15 protein-coding genes are annotated in these 17,496 nt (G+C 57.7%); 8 read left to right on the top strand and 7 right to left on the bottom strand.

Annotated features, from left to right (window positions below; all coding sequences use genetic code 11):
• The first annotated feature begins 183 nt into the window (after window positions 1-183).
• Window positions 184-780, top strand: a complete 597-nt coding sequence (locus ACA052_RS09195; protein WP_497649376.1) for a helix-turn-helix domain-containing protein — start codon at window positions 184-186, stop codon at window positions 778-780.
• Window positions 770-1,648: a queuosine precursor transporter gene (locus ACA052_RS09190; RefSeq protein ID WP_497649375.1), complete on the top strand. Its 879-nt coding sequence runs from the start codon at window positions 770-772 to the stop codon at window positions 1,646-1,648. The genes ACA052_RS09195 and ACA052_RS09190 overlap by 11 nt, the downstream gene beginning before the upstream one ends.
• 52 nt (window positions 1,649-1,700) lie before the next feature.
• On the opposite strand, the gene queC is transcribed toward ACA052_RS09190, so the two are convergent.
• Window positions 1,701-2,390, bottom strand: a complete 690-nt coding sequence (gene queC / locus ACA052_RS09185; RefSeq protein WP_497649374.1) for a 7-cyano-7-deazaguanine synthase QueC — start codon at window positions 2,388-2,390, stop codon at window positions 1,701-1,703.
• A 263-nt stretch (window positions 2,391-2,653) separates the two neighbouring features.
• Window positions 2,654-3,802 (bottom strand): multidrug effflux MFS transporter, encoded by a 1,149-nt coding sequence (locus tag ACA052_RS09180; RefSeq protein WP_497649373.1) that lies wholly within the window; start codon window positions 3,800-3,802, stop codon window positions 2,654-2,656.
• Between the two features lie 101 nt (window positions 3,803-3,903).
• Between ACA052_RS09180 and ACA052_RS09175 the strand changes: the two genes are divergently transcribed.
• The 3 genes from ACA052_RS09175 (at window position 3,904) to ACA052_RS09165 (ending at window position 7,475) form a co-directional block, all read left to right on the top strand.
• A complete protein-coding gene (locus ACA052_RS09175; protein ID WP_497649372.1) occupies window positions 3,904-4,668 on the top strand; it encodes an AraC family transcriptional regulator in 765 nt (254 codons plus the stop codon).
• A 96-nt stretch (window positions 4,669-4,764) separates the two neighbouring features.
• On the top strand, window positions 4,765-5,886 hold the full coding sequence (locus ACA052_RS09170) for an HlyD family secretion protein (RefSeq protein WP_497649371.1): 1,122 nt from the start codon (window positions 4,765-4,767) through the stop codon (window positions 5,884-5,886).
• A complete protein-coding gene (locus tag ACA052_RS09165) occupies window positions 5,883-7,475 on the top strand; it encodes a DHA2 family efflux MFS transporter permease subunit (protein ID WP_497649370.1) in 1,593 nt (530 codons plus the stop codon). The genes ACA052_RS09170 and ACA052_RS09165 overlap by 4 nt, the downstream gene beginning before the upstream one ends.
• On the opposite strand, the gene ACA052_RS09160 is transcribed toward ACA052_RS09165, so the two are convergent.
• The gene (locus tag ACA052_RS09160; protein WP_497649369.1) at window positions 7,476-7,916 is read right to left on the bottom strand and encodes a carboxymuconolactone decarboxylase family protein; all 441 of its coding nucleotides are present in this window, start codon (window positions 7,914-7,916) and stop codon (window positions 7,476-7,478) included. It abuts the gene before it with no gap.
• Window positions 7,917-8,128: 212 nt separating this feature from the next.
• On the opposite strand from ACA052_RS09160, the gene ACA052_RS09155 reads away from it, so the two are divergent.
• On the top strand, window positions 8,129-8,632 hold the full coding sequence (locus ACA052_RS09155) for a sigma-70 family RNA polymerase sigma factor (protein WP_497649368.1): 504 nt from the start codon (window positions 8,129-8,131) through the stop codon (window positions 8,630-8,632).
• Window positions 8,632-9,591: a FecR domain-containing protein gene (locus ACA052_RS09150; RefSeq protein WP_497649367.1), complete on the top strand. Its 960-nt coding sequence runs from the start codon at window positions 8,632-8,634 to the stop codon at window positions 9,589-9,591. The genes ACA052_RS09155 and ACA052_RS09150 overlap by 1 nt, the downstream gene beginning before the upstream one ends.
• A gap of 133 nt (window positions 9,592-9,724) precedes the next feature.
• On the opposite strand, the gene ACA052_RS09145 is transcribed toward ACA052_RS09150, so the two are convergent.
• Together ACA052_RS09145 and ACA052_RS09140 are read right to left on the bottom strand one after the other, a co-directional pair.
• Window positions 9,725-11,167 carry a mechanosensitive ion channel domain-containing protein gene (locus tag ACA052_RS09145; protein WP_497649366.1) on the bottom strand — a complete coding sequence of 481 codons (1,443 nt, stop codon included), beginning with the start codon at window positions 11,165-11,167 and terminating at the stop codon, window positions 9,725-9,727.
• A 184-nt stretch (window positions 11,168-11,351) separates the two neighbouring features.
• Window positions 11,352-12,218 carry a pirin family protein gene (locus ACA052_RS09140; protein ID WP_497649365.1) on the bottom strand — a complete coding sequence of 289 codons (867 nt, stop codon included), beginning with the start codon at window positions 12,216-12,218 and terminating at the stop codon, window positions 11,352-11,354.
• A gap of 499 nt (window positions 12,219-12,717) precedes the next feature.
• Between ACA052_RS09140 and dkgB the strand changes: the two genes are divergently transcribed.
• Window positions 12,718-13,521, top strand: a complete 804-nt coding sequence (dkgB, locus tag ACA052_RS09135) for a 2,5-didehydrogluconate reductase DkgB (RefSeq protein WP_497649364.1) — start codon at window positions 12,718-12,720, stop codon at window positions 13,519-13,521.
• A 3-nt stretch (window positions 13,522-13,524) separates the two neighbouring features.
• Here the strand turns inward: dkgB and ACA052_RS09130 are convergent, their stop codons facing one another.
• Both ACA052_RS09130 and ACA052_RS09125 read right to left on the bottom strand, forming a co-directional pair.
• Window positions 13,525-16,749: a transporter substrate-binding domain-containing protein gene (locus ACA052_RS09130; RefSeq protein ID WP_497649363.1), complete on the bottom strand. Its 3,225-nt coding sequence runs from the start codon at window positions 16,747-16,749 to the stop codon at window positions 13,525-13,527.
• 12 nt (window positions 16,750-16,761) lie between these two features.
• On the bottom strand, window positions 16,762-17,388 hold the full coding sequence (locus ACA052_RS09125) for a response regulator (RefSeq protein WP_497649362.1): 627 nt from the start codon (window positions 17,386-17,388) through the stop codon (window positions 16,762-16,764).
• Window positions 17,389-17,496: the final 108 nt, after the last annotated feature.

Genomic DNA, 17,496 nt, shown 5'->3' with positions numbered 1-17,496 from the left:
GGCAGCGTCTTACATACAGCAACGACACCAACTCATGACATGAAAAATAATTTCATAGTTGTTCGATTGTTTTTGAAAATTATCATTTTTGTCCGCGGTCCGAATGTGTAGGATGCTGCGTTCAGCGAGAGCAACCTGCATACGCGCAATCTATTGCAACAACAGGCGAATGGTAAATATTGAATGCACAAGAAAGACAGAACAGAAAAATTGAAAAACAACATTAAGTACCTGATAAAGAGTCGTGGAGAGACCCGGCTTTCCTTGTGTAATTCCAGCGGCCTAACCCGGACAACCATCTATAACATTCTTGAAGGAAAGGTTGTCCACGTACAGCAGTCTACCATTCGGAAAATATCAGATTTTTTTGGGGTGTCTTATAAGGAAATAGAGACGGTTGATTTTGAAGAAAAAGAAATAATAGAAAGTAGTTCCTCCCCGGACGGAAATATGAATCCGGCAGCGGTTCCGATTATTAGAGAGAGTTTACTGATTCAGAATCTAGACAAAAGAATCGGTGAATTGGCCATTACGTATCCGTTGACATACTACTTCGGTACGGCTTGCAATTTGATTGGCGTACTTCTTGAGAATGAAATCAGTGGCATAAATGAAGCGGGGGATATTTTAATTATAAAAAAAGGTTTTTCGAGCGCCGCCGGAGAGAAATTGGTATACGAGAAATCAACGAGAAAACTTGCAATCGCAAGTGGTAATTTTGATTCTAATAATTTTTGCATTATTGGAGATATAATCGAGGAACGATTCCATGGTAAGTGATAATAAAATCGAAAACAGCAAATACAAATTACTGGGATTTGAAAAAAATAAAAACAGAGCCATTATCATGGTTATTTCTACTGGAAAAATTATAAAGGTAACACTGCACGATGTGTTAAGAAGTGAAATCATCGACAACCTGAGCAAGGTGGAAATTAAAGACGTATACCGCAAGTATTATTCTGGCGGGACTGCATTGACCACCTACGAAATGAATGACCGCAATGAACGATCATGGATGATTTATGTCGCGTTAAATATACTTTTGCTTTCGCTGTTCATCTTTTCAAACATCGCCGCAACCAAACTTGTTTACCTGCCATCGTTTGATTTAGTTATTCCTCCCGCAGTATTTCTCTACCCTCTGACATTTTTAGTTGTCGACTTATTGAATGAAACTTACGGACTTAAATTGGCAAGGAGAGCGCTTATATTTTCCTTTTTAAGTAACGCATCAATTGTTTTACTGATGAACGCCGCCAATTATCTCCCTGGATTACCCGGCTGGAAACTTGATGTACCGTATGCAGAAGTCGTCAGTCACGTGTCGTCGGTTCTACTAGCGTCATCAGTCTCCTTTCTTTTTTCTGAATACGTAAACTCTTACTTGCTCTGCAAGATCAAAAAGCTAACAAACTCCAGATTTCTTTTCTTGCGTATTTTCCTTAGCACTTTCTTCGCCGTAATCATAGACAGCATACTTTTTTGTTACATAGCATTTTACGGGGCAATGCAAAACAGCGACATACTCAACATGGTTTACGCGCAAATCGCTATAAAAATGTGTTTCGCTGTATTCAATGTTTTACCAGCCTACGGAGCACGATCATTATTCAAACGATATATCGCAGAAGTTAAAACAGCTTGAATCAAGGGAGAGCGCAACTAAACAACGCACCCTCCCAGTAGCACGTGTTATTTTACAATCGCATTTTTAGTTTTAGATCATTCATGATTTCCACTTTTCTTTCAAGAAACTCTCTCAATCCTTTTGCCCGGAGACTACATGCATCACAGTCGCCGCAACCACTCCCCAATAAGCCGTTATAGCAAGTTAATGTTTTATAGCGAATCAAATCAAACTGACCATGATGATCAGCCAACGCCCAAGTCTCAGCTTTGTTCAGCCGCATAAGCGGCGTCTCAATACGTATTTTATAGTCCATACCCAAGTGAATAGCGCGATTCAAAACCTTAACAAACTCCTCACCACAATCAGGGTAACCAGAACTCTCTGTTTCACAAACTCCTGTAATGACAGCCTCAGCCCCCACCTGATAGGCATAAATAGAAGCCAACGTTAAAAACAGAATATTCCTGCCAGGTACGAAGGTATCAGGCACGCCGATGCCCATACTCTTTGCAATCGTAATGTTGTCACGCGTCAAGCTGCTAACGGCCAGCTCGTTCAGCAATGAAGCGTCTAATACTTTGTGCACCTTCACGCCCAGCTGTTTGGCAAGCTGTTGCGCTGCTTCAATTTCCGCACGATGGCGTTGGCCATAATCAAACGTAATGCAGTGAATTTCGTCGTACTGCGGCAAGGCATGGATCAAGCAGGTGGTTGAGTCTTGTCCGCCGCTGAACACGATAACGGCCTTTCTGGTCATGGTTCGTTCTTCCTTGGGTGTGGCCCGGCAGTGTGCCGGGGGCTGTTGACCCTACCGGGAAGCTCAGATTCTGGGTGTGGGAAGTTTCCGAAATGACCGTCACCGATTTCCGATTGACTCTGTCCCTGTAGGAGCTGCCGAAGGCTGCGATCTTTTGATCTTCAGCTTTTCCAGTACGCAGAAGATCAAGATCAAAAGATCGCAGCCTTCGGCAGCTCCTACAGGGGAACTCCTGCGCACACAACATTCGGGGATGACGGTAATCAACTGTGGGAGCGAGCTTGCTCCGGGCGGTGCTCGATCCCGATCAGCAACAATGCCAGCGCGGCGCATGCCATCAAGGCCTCCCCCAACGACTGCCCCCAGGCTGCCAGCATCAGCCCACTGCCTATCAACGAGTAATAGAACAAGCCAAACAATGCGCCCGCCGTGCCCAGTCGATCGCCATAGTTCACCAGGGCCGAGCCGAGGATGTTCGGGATCGCCATGCCAAATGCCAGCACGACCAGCAGCATCGCCAGTACAAACAGAGCGCTTTCTTCCATCAACCAGACGAAGCTTGCACCCATCATCATCAGCGCCCCTGCCACTTGAATCAGTTGCGAACCGCTGAGTCCACGATGCAGCAGCCGTTTGTTGAGCCAGGCGCCGAGGCCGGAACCCAAGGCCAGGATCACACCGCTGTAGCCAAACCATTGCGCACTCAAACCCATCCGCTGAAGCATGAAGGGGCCGAGGCTGTAATAGCTGAACAGGGCAATATTGAACAGCGCCACCAACAGCGCCGAGTGCCAGATTCGAAGGTCACGCAGCATTCGCCACAACGTCTCTAACAGAGCGGGCGTGGTTAAATTCGGTGGTCGGGTTTCGGGCAAAACCCGCTGGCACCACAGCAATAGCCCCAACGACAAGAGCAGCAGGCACCCCACCACGCCTCGATACCCAAAGACTTGCACCAGGCTCGCCCCCGTGAACAAGCCAATCGCCGGACTAGCCGCCAGTGCGATGCCCATCACCGAAAATACCTGTGCCAGTTCCGCGCCCTCGAAACGATCGCGCAGCACTGTTTGCGTCACAACCGAGCCCACCGCCGCCCCAAACGCGGCCAGCGTCTGGGCCATCAACAGGGCATTGAAGGTGCTGGCACTCAGCGCCAGCATCGACGCCCCGGCGTACAACGCCAATCCAGCGATCATCGAAGGTCGACGCCCCAACCGGTCGCACATCCGCCCCCACACCACCACACCGAACGCGAAGGCGAGGAAATACACCGACAGGGTTTGCGCCGCCTCCTGCGGACCGACGGCAAAGACCCGGCCGATGTCCGCCAACGCCGGACTGTAAAGGGTTTGGGCAATCTGCGGAAACATCAGCAAAGCGACCGCCAACACCAACAGGTTTCTGGAATTCATCACAACTTCACTCTTCAGGAAAAACTGAAGTGCAGCTTAAGAAGCTCGTGACTGGCGTATTATCCAGATCCTGCCAATTAATCGTTTAAATCGGACATACCATGGCTTGGCTCGATGCCCACGCTCGATTCGATCCCGACAGCTACCCGGCACCCGTGATTGGTATTGCCGCGACCCTTGGCAATCACGACTCGGGTGCCCATCGGCATCAACGCGGACAGTTGTTGTTCACCCGACAAGGCTGCACGCGCATCACCCTCGCGCAGCAGCTGTGCCTGCTACCGCCCTCCCGCGCCGCGTGGATTCCGCCGGGCGTCGCCCATCGCGCCGTGATGCAGCAAAGTGTCGATTACCGCTCGATTTATCTGGTGCCTGCGTTATGCGCAGACCTGCCGCGACAGGTCTGCGTGATTGACGTCAGCCCGTTGCTGCGGGCGGTGCTGGAACCGATAGCCGTCGCCGATTTCGACACCGATTGGCAGCAGGGCAAATTCGTCCATCTATTAGGTCTGTGCCTCAACGAAATTCGCGACGCCGAGCAGCAACCAATGCTCCTGCCATTGCCGTGGGACAAACGCCTGGCACCGCTGTTGGCAACGCCTGGGCAACTGCCGCCCGAACTTCAAGTACTGGAAAAGCAGATTGGTGCCAGCGGTCGAACCATCGGACGAATCTTCCAGCGCGAAACCGGCATGAGCTTTCAGCAATGGCGCCAACAATGGCGGCTGATGCGCGCCATGGAATTGCTCGCCACCGGACGCAGCATCAGCTACTGCGCCTTCGAAGCAGGCTTTGCCAGTGACAGCGCATTCATCGCGTTCTTCAAGGACATGACCGGCATCACGCCCGGCGCCTGGCTCAAATAACCACCTGACGATCGGCAGAAAAAATCAATTGCCACCAAATATTACATGCGTCATATTACATACGTAATAAACAGCCGTTCCTACAGGTATTTTTCCATGACCAGCATGCCCAGCCTTGAATCCGACCTTGCTGCACCGGTGAGCGCCCACAAGCCTCCCCTGCTCAAACGGTTGATCCTGTTGACTGCGGTTGTCGCTGCCTTGGTGTGCGCCGGGTTGTACGCCACTCATTGGTGGTCCGCCGGCCGCTTCATCGAGGAAACCGACGACGCCTACATAGGTGGCGACGTGACGGTGATCGGGCCGAAGGTTGCGGGTTATATCGAAGAAGTGCTGGTCACTGATAACCAGAAAGTGAAGGCTGGCGATGTGCTGATTCGTATCGACTCCCGCGATTACCGCGCCAACCTGGCCAAGGCTGAAGGTGCCGTCGCTGCTGAAGAAGCGCTGCTCGCCAACCTTGATGCCACTGAACAACTGCAACACGCCGTGATCGGCCAGGCCCGTGCAGGCATCGATGCCACTGGCGCCGAAACCGCCCGTTCCCGGGATGACGACGCACGCTACAAAAAACTGGTCGGCAGCAACGCTGTCTCGGTAGAAAGCGCCCAACGCGCCAACGCCACCTTCAAGACCGCCCAGGCCCTAAGTGCCCGGGCCCAGGCTGAACTGCTAGCCGCGCAACGTCAGTTGAACGTGATCGAAACCCAGAAACAACAGGCGCGCGCCGCGCTGATGCAGGCCAAGGCCGAGCGGGACCTGGCGCAATTGAACGTCGGTTACACCGAACTCAAAGCCCCCGTGGACGGCGTGATCGGCAATCGTCGGGCGCGGGTCGGCGCCTATGCGCAGGCCGGATCGCAGTTACTGTCGGTGGTGCCGTCCAGTGGACTGTGGGTCGATGCCAATTTCAAGGAAGATCAATTGGCGCGCATGACGCCCGGCCAACGGGTGATCATTCATGCCGACGTGCTCTCGGGGCGGGAATTCCATGGCCATCTGGACAGCCTCGCGCCGGCCAGTGGTGCGCAGTTCAGCGTTCTGCCGCCGGAAAACGCCACTGGCAACTTCACCAAAATCGTCCAGCGGGTGCCGGTGCGGATCTTGCTCGACCCGGCCGATGGCGTACTCGGCCATCTGCGTCCAGGCCTCTCGGTAACGGCTGAAGTGGACACCCGCAAAGCGCCTGAAACCACCGCCGTGGCTGTTGCACCATGAGCCGCGCCCTCGCCGTTCCCGCGCAACCGTTCAACCCCGCGAACATGGCGACGGCGACCAAAGTCTTTGCCTTCGCCAGCATGTGCATCGGCATGTTCATTGCGCTGCTGGACATCCAGATCGTCTCCGCCTCGTTGCGCGACATCGGCGGTGGGCTCTCCGCCGGAACCGATGAAACAGCGTGGGTACAAACCAGCTACCTGATCGCTGAAATCATCGTGATTCCGCTGTCCGGTTGGCTGTCGCGGGTGTTCTCGACGCGCTGGTTGTTCTGCGCTTCGGCGGTGGGCTTCACCTTGGCCAGCCTGCTCTGCGGCGCGGCCTGGAATATCCAGAGCATGATCGCCTTTCGCGCACTGCAAGGTTTTCTCGGCGGCTCGATGATCCCACTGGTATTCACCACGGCGTTCTTTTTCTTCACTGGCAAGCAACGGGTGATCGCGGCGGCAACCATCGGCGCGGTGGCTTCGCTGGCGCCTACGCTGGGGCCGGTCATCGGTGGCTGGATCACCGACGTTTCATCCTGGCACTGGCTGTTCTATATCAACCTCGTGCCGGGGATTTTCGTCGCGGTGGCGGTGCCAATGTTGGTGAAAATCGACCAGCCGGAATTGTCACTGCTCAAAGGCGCCGACTACTTGAGCATGCTGTTCATGGCGCTGTTTCTCGGCTGCCTGGAATACACCCTCGAAGAAGGCCCGCGCTGGAACTGGTTCAGTGACCACACGATTCTGACCACGGCATGGATCAGCGGCCTCTCCGGCCTCGCCTTCATCGGCCGGACCTTACACGTGGCCAACCCGATCGTCGATTTGCGCGCCTTGAAAGACCGCAACTTCGCCCTCGGCTGTTTCTTTTCGTTCGTCACCGGGATCGGCCTGTTCGCCACGATTTACCTGACGCCGCTGTTTCTCGGTCGGGTCCGTGGTTATGGCGCGCTGGACATTGGCCTGGCGGTTTTCTCGACCGGGGTGTTCCAGATCATGGCCATTCCGCTGTACGCCTTTCTCGCCAACCGCATTGACCTGCGCTGGATCATGATGACCGGCCTCGGGTTGTTCGCCTTGTCGATGTGGGATTTCAGCCCGATCACCCATGACTGGGGGGCTAAAGAACTGATGTTGCCGCAAGCGCTACGGGGCATCGCCCAGCAATTGGCGGTGCCGCCAGCGGTGACGCTGACCCTCGGCGGGCTAGCGCCAGCTCGGCTTAAACATGCGTCGGGGTTGTTCAACTTGATGCGAAATCTGGGGGGTGCTATCGGCATTGCTGCCTGCGCGACCATCCTCAATGACCGGACCAACCTGCACTTCACGCGGTTGGCGGAAAACCTCAACAGCACCAACGAAGCGCTGAATCAGTGGCTGTCGCAAGTTGGCAATAACTTCGCCGCACTCGGCCAGAGCGGTGACGTCGGCGTCACCGCCAGCCTGCATCAGCTCTGGCTGCTGACGTACCGCGAAGCGCAGACACAAACCTACGGCGACGCGTTTCTGATGATCATGGTGTGCTTCATCATCGCCACGGCGATGGTGCCCTTGATGCGCAAGGTGCAACCACCGGCCGCGCCGTCAGCAGACGCTCATTGATCAGGCTTGAGGCATTTTGCGGAAACCAATCGCCAGGCGGTTCCAGGCGTTGATCGTGGTAATGGCCACGGTCAGATCGACCATTTCCTTGGGGCTGAACTGAGCAGTGGCCAGTTCGTAGTCTTCGTCCTCGGCATGCGTCTGGCTGATCAGAGTGACGGATTCGGTCCACGCCAGCGCGGCGCGTTCACGGTCGGTAAAGAATGGGGTTTCGCGCCAGGCCGACAGCGTGGCCAGACGACGTTCATCTTCACCGCCCTTACGGGCATCGGCGCTGTGCATATCGAGGCAGAAGGCGCAGCCGTTGATTTGCGACGTGCGCAGCTTGACCAGCTCGATCAGGTTTTTCTCCAGAGGCAGCTTCGAAACAGCGGTTTCCAGGGCGATCATCGCTTTAAGGGCGTCTGGCGAAGCGGTGTAGAAATCGATACGAGGTTTCATGGTGTGTTCCAGGGCAAGTGGGTGTGTAGATACGTTAGTCCCACTGCTGGATTGCACAAATAGCCAATATTTCAGAAGTCGAGGAGGCCATTGGGAAACTATCGGACAGCAAATGCGATTTGAGATTTGCCAGCGCTCGGTCTGCGCCACTAGAATGCGATCAATTCTTAATTGCAGTCACGCCAGGATGGCGAAACGAGCATTTGCCCGATATGTCGTCAGCCGAGCCTTTGAATCAACACATCCATAACCTTTACAGCGAACACCATGGGTGGCTGCAGGGGTGGTTGTACCGAAAACTGGGTAACCGCTGCGATGCGGCCGACCTGGCGCAAGATACATTCCTGCGTTTGCTGACGCGCCAGATCGTCAAACCCTTGGGCAGCGAACCCCGGGCGCTGCTGACGCACATCGCCAAAGGGCTGATGATCGACCGCTGGCGTCGCCAGGACATCGAGCGTGCCTACCTGGAAACCATCGCTGACTTGCCGGCGGCCGACGTGCCTTCGCCGGAAACCCGCCTGCTGATTCTCGAAACCCTGACGCGTATCGAGGCGCTACTGCGCGAATTGCCCGCCGTCACCCGCGACACCTTCCTGCTGTCACAGATCGAAGGGTTGACCTACGGTCAGATTGCCACGCGCCTGAGCGTGTCGCTGATCACCGTCAAACGGCACATGCGCGCGGCGTTCATTGCCTGCCTGAGTGTCGCGTGATGAACGCCTCGATGATCAACCCGCAGATTCTCGGCGAGGCCGCCGACTGGCTGGTGCAGCTGCATTCCGGCACCGCCACCCCGTCCGACCACCATGCCATTGCCCAGTGGCGCAACCGCAGTGCCGAGCACGCCCAGGCTTGGCAGCGTGCCGAGACGCTGCTTGGAGAGTTTCGAAGTGTGCCGGCCAACGTCGCCATTCAGACCCTGCAACGGGCGGCGCGCAAGGAAGGCCTCAGCCGCCGGCAGACCCTCACGCGACTGGGCCTGGTCCTGATGGCCGGCCCCGTGGGCATCGCCTCGCAACATGTGCCTTGGCAGCAATGGTCCGCCGATCAACGTACCGCCGTGGGCGAACAGAAAAACCTGCAACTGCCCGACGGCAGTCAGGTGGTGCTCAACACTGAAAGTGCCCTGGACATTGCCTTCAACCTGGCTGAGCGTCGACTCGTACTGCGCGAAGGCGAAGTGTTGATCAGCACGGCCAAGGACCCGGCTGCCCGGCCCTTTATCGTCGAAACCCCGCAAGGGATCGCCCGTGCACTGGGCACCTGGTTTTGTGTGCGGATCAATGGTTCGCGATGCCAGGTGTCGGTACTCGAAGGGCTCGTGGAGGTCACGCCGCAATTGCTTCAGCAGCCCACGACAATCAAGGCCGGTGAACGCCAGAGTTTCAAGCTCAACCGGTTTGACCCGGTGGAACGCTTCGACACCAGCACCCTCGCCTGGGACAAGGGCATGTTGCTGGCCAACAATATGCGCCTGGATGAACTGCTCGGGGAGTTGAGCCGTTACCGGCCCGGCGTGTTGCGCTGGCACGCCGATGTCGCCGCGTTACGGGTGTCGGGGGCGTTTTCCCTGCGTGATACCGACGCCAGCCTGCGATTGCTCAGTGATACGCTGCCGCTGAAAATCAGCAGTTTGACTCGCTATTGGTTGTCGGTTGAACCCAGGGTCTGACTGGATTGACTGCCACACCGCTTTCGCGAGCAAGCCCGTTCCCACAGTCGACCCTATTCCTGCTAAAGAAACTCGGTCAACTGTGGGAGCGGGCTTGCTCGCGAACCGCGCAGCGGCCATTCACCCGAAATCCCTAAGCCCTACTGCGCAACCACTGCATAAAACCCTTCTTCGCCACCACCTTCGGCGCTTCCTGGGTCAAGGTCTGCGCCTTGTGCAAGCGGAAATCCAGCAACGCCTTCATCGCCTCACCGATGTCATGCCGCGCATCCAGGCACGGCTTGAGGTAATCCTTCTCGATTCGATACAAGGCACACGCGGTCTTGGCACTGAAGTCGGCCGGCACCGCGGTATCCGACAAAATGCCGCCCTCGCCGATCACCTCGCCGGGCCCCATGCGCCCGGACTCGAACTTGATCCCACCACGGCTCAGCGCTACCGACACCACGCCGGATTCGATGATGAACAAGTGATCGCTCACCTCCCCTGCCGGAAGAATCATTTCCCCGGCGCGGAAGGTTTGCAGGGTCATGTGCTGGCTGAAGGTTTCTTTCTCTTCCTGACGCAGCGTCGAGAAAATCGCCGAGCTTTCCAGCAACGCTCGTGGTCGTGACAGGTTGGCCGACGCATTCGGTTCGACACTGGACAACAGGCTCACACCGGAGGCCTGCAAATGCCGGAACGCCAGGTCAAACAGCAGATTGCGCACCATGCGTTTCTGGTCCATCGAGACCACGAAGCCACTGATTTCGTACTCCACGCCAGCGGGGCTGGAGCCTTTCAGCGCGACGCATGGCGCCGGTTTGCTCAACAGATAACGGCAGCCCTCCATCGCCCGCTCCAGGGCATCGATCACCGTTTGCGGGCGGGCGTGCGGGCTCAATTGCAGGCTGATCGAAACACCGAAGATGTCGCTCGGCCGGCTGAAGTTGATGATTTTGGCCTTGGCCGCCAGCGAATTGGGAATCACCGCCATGCTGCCTTGGGCGGTTTGCATACGCGTGGCCCGCCAGTCGATATCGGTGACCCGTCCTTCGGTGCCATCGATGGAGATCCAGTCATCCAGTTGATAGGGCTTGGTCGTGTTGAGGACAATCCCGGAAAATACATCGCTGAGGGTACTTTGCAACGCCAGGCCGACGATGATCGCCAAGGCGCCGGAGGTGGCCAACACGCCCTTGACCGGCAGGTCGAGCACGTAGGCCAGGGCGGCGATGATGGCGATCAGGAAAATCACCGCACCCAGCAAATCCTGGAGCAAGCGCCCGGTGTGCCCGACCCGTTGCATCATCACGGCGCCGATCAACACCGTCAGCGTTCGCGCACCGAACAGCCACCAGCCGATTTGCAAACCGGTGGCCGCCAGGTGCAGTGGCACGTTGTCGGCCCAGGGTGCCACTTCCAATGGATTCAAGCCTTCGTTGAACAGCAGCATGCTGAACAACGAAAAAACCAGCAGCCGCACGACCAGCTTCCAGTTGCTGCCATTGGCAGTGATCAAGCGCCATAACCCGAGATCGATCAGGATCAGGAGCAGCGCACAGACCAGTGGGTGATTGGTAACCAGTGACAGCATCAAGCAACTCCAGCAAGGGCCATGACGCAAACATCGCACGAATTGTAGGAGCTGGCGAAGCCTGCGATCTTTTTGTGATCCAGAAGATCAAAAGATCGCAGCCTTCGGCAGCTCCTACAAGGGGCATGTTCGCCAGGGGTTATTGGCTGTTGGTCAGGGTGTTGTAGCTGGTAGACGGTACGGTTTAACCGTGCATCTGGCCGAACCGACCGGACTGGAAGTCAGCAAAGGCCTGATGGATCTCTTGCTCGCTGTTCATCACGAACGGGCCATGGCCGACGATCGGTTCGTCGATGGGCTCGCCGCCGAGCAACAGCACCACCGCATCGCTATTGGCCTCCAGACTGATCTGATTGCCATTGCGTTCGAACAACGCCAACTGCCCTTCGCGCATCAGTTCCAGGCCATTGACCTGAACCGTACCGCGCAGCACAACCATTGCGGTGTTACGGCCTTCATGCAGATCCAGGCTCAGCAACTTGCCACCATTGAGGCGCAAGTCCCAGACGTCAATCGGGGTAAACGTGCGCGCCGGGCCGGTGTGGCCGTCGAACCCACCGGCGATCAAGCGCAGGCTGCCGGCGTTGTCCTTGAGCGGGATACTCGGGATGTCGCCGTCGAGAATCGTCTGGTAACCGGCATCGGCCATTTTGTCCTTGGCCGGCAGGTTGACCCACAGTTGCACCATTTCCAGGGTGCCGCCGCGCTTGGCGAAATCTTCGGAGTGGAACTCCTCATGGAGTATCCCGGAGGCGGCGGTCATCCATTGCACGTCGCCAGGCCCGATCTTGCCGCCGCTGCCGGTGGAGTCGCGGTGCTCCAGTTCGCCCTTATAAACGATCGTCACGGTTTCGAAACCGCGGTGCGGATGCTGACCCACGCCACGACGCTCGGTGGTCGGGGTGAATTCAGCGGGACCGGCGTGATCGAGCAGCAAAAACGGGCTGATGTGTTTGCCCAGGTTGTCGTAGGAAAACAGGGTGCGAACCGGAAAACCGTCGCCGACCCAATGGGCCCGTGGGCTGGTGTAGATACCGATGATGTTTTTCATGGGGCCTCCGAAATGGGGTTTGACGCGATGGACACAGCTTAAAACCGAACCCTTTGCTGCACTAGACTGCAAAAATCAGTCACAGCGTCCTATTTGGAGAACGGGTCGGTCCAATGTTGCCCCGCCACATGCTCAAGTACCCGTTGCCCGCGCAAACCCATTTTGTAGCAGCTGGCGAAGCCTGCGTTCGGCTGCGAAGCAGGCGGTTGTAGGCGACGGGGTCAACGACTTGCATGATTCTTGAGGCTCGGGGGTAAGGCTTTGGACCGAGTCGCGACCTTCGCGAGCAGGCTCGCTCCCACAGGGGATTTGTGTACACCCCAGATCCCATGTGGGAGCGAGTCTGCTCGCGAAGGCGCCAGACCCAGCAACATCAATCTCACTTCCCTCCCTGATTCATGACTTGCGGTAAACATTGCTTTGCCCCACCAGCGGTTTTTCTCAAGGATGCAGGCGCGGATACTGGCGCTCATTCCTACTGCAAGTCCTGGAGTCATCAATGTCTATTCCTGCATTCGGTCTCGGTACGTTTCGCCTGCAAGGCCAGGTGGTCATCGATTCGGTGAGCACGGGCCTGGAGCTAGGCTACCGCGCGATCGATACCGCGCAAATCTACGAGAATGAAGCCGAAGTCGGCGAGGCCATTGCGGCCAGCAATATCGCCCGTGAAGAATTGTTCATCACCAGCAAGATCTGGGTCGCCAATTTCGCCAAGGATCGCCTGATCGACAGCCTCAAGGAGAGCCTGCGCAAACTGCAGTCTGACTACCTGGACCTGACCCTGATCCACTGGCCGTCGCCGGAAAACCAGGTGCCGGTGGCAGAATTCATGGGCGCCCTGCTCGAAGCCAAGCAACTGGGCCTGACCCGGCAGATCGGCGTGTCCAACTTCACCGTCGACCTGATGAAACAAGCGATCGACGCCGTCGGTGCCGAGAACATCGCCACGAACCAGATCGAACTACACCCCTACCTGCAAAACCGCAAAGTCGTCGAGTGTGCGCAGAGCCAGGGCATCCAGATCACCTCCTACATGACACTGGCCTACGGTGAAGTGCTGAAAGATCCGGTGATCCAGCAAATCGCCAACCGGATACAGGCGACACCGGCGCAAGTCACACTGGCCTGGGCCATGCAACTGGGTTACGCCGTGATCCCCTCGTCCACCAAGCGGGCCAACCTCGCCAGCAACCTGAAAGCCTGCGCCATGACGCTGAGCGATGCCGATATGACACTGATCGCAGGGCTCGATCGCGGCCACCGGCTGACCAGCCCTAAAGGCATCGCACCGCACTGGGACTGAGTTTCAGCCCCGCCCAAGGCTTTGGTCGAGGCGCGACATGGCGTGCTGCAAGTGATCGACGGCTTCGTCGATCAGCGCCGGGGAGCCCTCGCGGCAGGCCTGTTCCAGTTGCTCGCAACAGCCGATAAGACTGATCGCCCGGACCATCCGTGCACCGCCCATAATGCGGTGCGCCAGGTCTTGCAAGCCTTGGCGATTGCCACTGCCGTGTGCGGCGATCAGTTGCTGGCGATCCTCGCGGTTGGTCACGGCCAGGTCGTGCAACAACTCATTGATCAGCGTTCGGTCCGTCCCCACGTATTGCTCCAGACCGCTCAAGTCGATCTCTGGGGGTGAGGCTGCTTCAACCGCCATTGGCGCTTCACTGACAAACCTCGACGCCAGCCATCCGCTCAGATCCGCCAGCCGGATGGGTTTGAACAGGCAATCGTCCATGCCGGCCTCCAGGCAACGGATCTTCTCCTCGGGCTGAGCATTGGCGGTAAACCCCAGGATCAACGTGGGCGACGCCCCATGAAAGCGCTCGGCATCGCGGATTGCACCCGCCAGTTCATAACCACTGACCCGCGGCATGTTGCAGTCGGTGATGACCAGGTCGCACATCTGTTCGCGCCACTGCGCCAGACCGAGCTCGCCATCCTCGGCCTCCAGTACACGATGCCCCAGATAGCTGAGCTGCCGGGACAGCAACAACCGATTGGCCGGATAATCGTCGACCACCAGAATCGTCAGCGGCCGAGTGGGCCGTTGCCCTCCACTTTCCACTTGCGCATTGGATGGCAGCGGTTGCAACGCCAACAGATCAAGCTTGATGTCGACCTGCGTGCCCCGTCCCAGGACGCTGTCGAGCTGCAACTGGCCGCCCATCATTTCGCAGAGCGAGCGGCTGATGACCAGCCCCAGACCGGAACCGTGTCGGCCGGACTGCCGGTTATTGTCGGCCTGCACGAACGGGCTGAACAGCCGTTGCCGGTCCACCACACTGATGCCGATGCCGCTGTCGGCAATGCGCACACTGACCAGCAGATGCCCGGACAAACCGGGGGTAACCCGCAGCGTCAGGCTCACCTCACCTTCACCGGTGAACTTGATGGCGTTGCTCAACAGGTTGGACAACACCTGCTTGAAGCGCGTGGGGTCGATCAACACGTCGCGGTCGCTGAGGTCGTCCAGTTCGATCCGCCACTGCAGGTGCTTCTGCCGGGCCAGACCTTCGAAAATCCGGCCCACCGACTCGACCAGCGTCCGCAGATTCGCGCGCTCGGGGGCCAGGGTCAGGTGCCCGGACTCGATGCGCGCGATGTCCAGAATGTCGCCGATCAACGCCAGCAACTGTTGCCCGGCATGGGAAGCCACCTCGATCGCGGAACGGTCGGTGACGCCCTCTTCCGCGCGCTTCAACGCCAGTTCGAGCATGCCGAGCAGCGCGTTCATCGGCGTGCGGATCTCATGGCTCATGGTCGCCAGAAACGTCGTCTTGGCACGGTTGGCATCGTCGGCGGCGTCCTTGGCGTCCTGCAATTGCCCGAGCCACTGCTGGCGCTGGCGAATCTGCCGACGCTGCCAGGCAATCCAGCTCAAGGCGAGCAACAGCAAGACCGCCGCAGCGGCGAATCCCTGGAGAATGCCCTGGCGATGACGCAACCAGTAGCTGTCATCCACCACCACATCATTGCTCCAGCGGGCCACCAGTTCATCCATCTCCTGGGGTGAGATGCTCAGCAAGGCCTTGTTCAGTATCGAGTGCAATTCCAGCGCACCACGGTGGGTGGCCAACGTGATTCGCGCCGGCTCATCGCCCACGGTACTGGTGATTCGCAGGCGGTCGCGGTAATACCGGGCAATCTGATAGTGCGTCATGAACAATGAGCTGAGCGCGGCATCGGCCTGTCCTTTCATCACCCATTCAAGGCCCTGACCAAGACTTTGCACGTCCACCATCTGCACGTGCGGCGCCTGCGCTTGAATGAATTCGCGCATGGGATGGCTCTGATAAATCGCCAGGCGTTTGCCGGCCAGATCGTTCAGCGTCTTCGGGCTGCCGGGGGTGGTGGCGCTTACCAGCACAAACGGATTGCTCAGGTAGGCACGGGTGAAGCGCATCTGCGCTTCGTTTTCCAGACTGGGAATGATCGCGGGCAACACATCGATCTCGCCGGCCTTGAGTCGTTCGATTTGCTGGTCCAGGGAACTGCCCCGTTGCACCTCGAAATGCAACCCGCTGCGCTGGCTGATCAGGTTCAGCAGCTGCGCAGTCAACCCGCTGAATCGGCCTTGGGCATCATAGAAACTCAGTGGCGCAAAGTTCTCGACGGCGCCGACGATCACCTTCGGATGACGATCCAGCCAGCGCTGTTCACTGGCGCTGAGGCTCACCCGCTGCTGGCCCGCCATCGTCGCCCTGCCGGCACTCCAGCGCTGCTCGATGGCCAGGCGCTGGTCCATGGGGATCGCCGCCAGGGCCTTGTCGACGATGCGCTTGAGACGTGAATTGTCCGAGGCCAGGGCAAAGCCGAACGGGTTGGCGTCCAGGCCGGACGGCCCCACCAGGTGCACGTTATTGAGGTAGTTGTTGTTGATCAGGTAAACGGCGCTGATGAGATCCCCCAGGTACACGTCATCCTGCTCGAACGCCACCGCGCCGAGCGCTTCCAGCGTCGAGGAGTAGCGCTGCAGGCTGGCTTCGGGATAGTAGGCTTCGACGGTCCGCGCCGGCAGATAGTCATCGGCCATGGCGATGCGTTTTCCCGCCAGATCGACGGGCATCTGTTCGTCCTGTCGGGTGACCAGCATCGGCTGATCTTCCGCGTAAGCACTGGACAGGCTCAGTCCGGGATCGGCCGCCTCAAAATTGTTGGACGTGCCGAGCAGGTCGACTTCATCGCGCTTGAGCGCCGCCATGACCGCATCACGCGTGCGGTAACGAAGCACCTCGATCCTGACGTTCAGGAGCTCCGCCACCAGCGTGGCATAATCGGCGGTGATGCCTTCCAGTTCATCCTGGTTACGCGTGATCTCGAACGGTGGGTAATCCGGCCCCGATACCCCGAGACGCAAGACGCGCTTGCCCCGCAGCCATTGCCAGTCCGATTCATCGAGTTGGACCTCGTAACCCGAAGCCGAAGAACGCCCGAGCAAATGCAGCTGTAACTGCAGGGGGGCGTCAGCGGCCGCAACCGAAGTGCCTAGAACCGAGAACAGCCATAGAGCCCAGAAACAATCGCGCATGGTCAGGCTCACTCAGATCAGATGATTGCGCCTGGCGAAATCCCGCAGGTGCACGGATGAAACCACGTTAAGTTTTTCTATCAATCGGGTCTTATAGGTGCTGACGGTCTTGTGGCTCAGGTGCATGACCTCGGCGATCGCCTTGTTACTAAGGCCTTTGGCAAGGTATTGAAAGATCGTCAGTTCACGGTCGGAGAGCTTGTCGATCATCTGCTTTTCGCTGCGCTGCAAGGTGTTCAGTGACACCGACGTCGACGGTAGCTGGATGAAATAGGTATAACCGGCCATGACCGCGTGCACGGCTTTATGCAAATGCTCCAGGTCGTTGGTCTTGGACACGAACGCCGCAGCGCCGGCGCGCATGCACCGGTCCTGATAAAACATCGCTTCCTGCGAGGTGAAGACCAGTACGCGGCACACCTCGCCACCGCTCTTGATTCGAGCCAGCACATCGAGGCCGTCGAGCGAGGGCATGACCAGATCCAGCACCACCAGATCAGGTTTTTGTTCGCGGATCATGGGCAGAACCTCGTTGCCGCTCGAGGTCTCGATAATCCGTTTAAAACCCTCCACTTTAAGCAAGATTTTGACAGCAGCGCGAACCACCGGATGATCGTCCGCTATCAACACTGACTTCATGGCTACTCCCTGTGCAAAGGCACGACAATCGGGCAAGAAATGCCCGTGGGCCAGGCCCGGGTTACACACAGCAGCTGCGCTGAGACTCTTGCATGGAATTCCAGCTGC

It is taken from the genome of Pseudomonas sp. LBUM1644 (genome assembly GCF_059716195.1).
The sequence above is the reverse complement of the archived record's forward strand: the minus strand, read 5'-3'. Positions and strand labels throughout refer to the sequence as shown.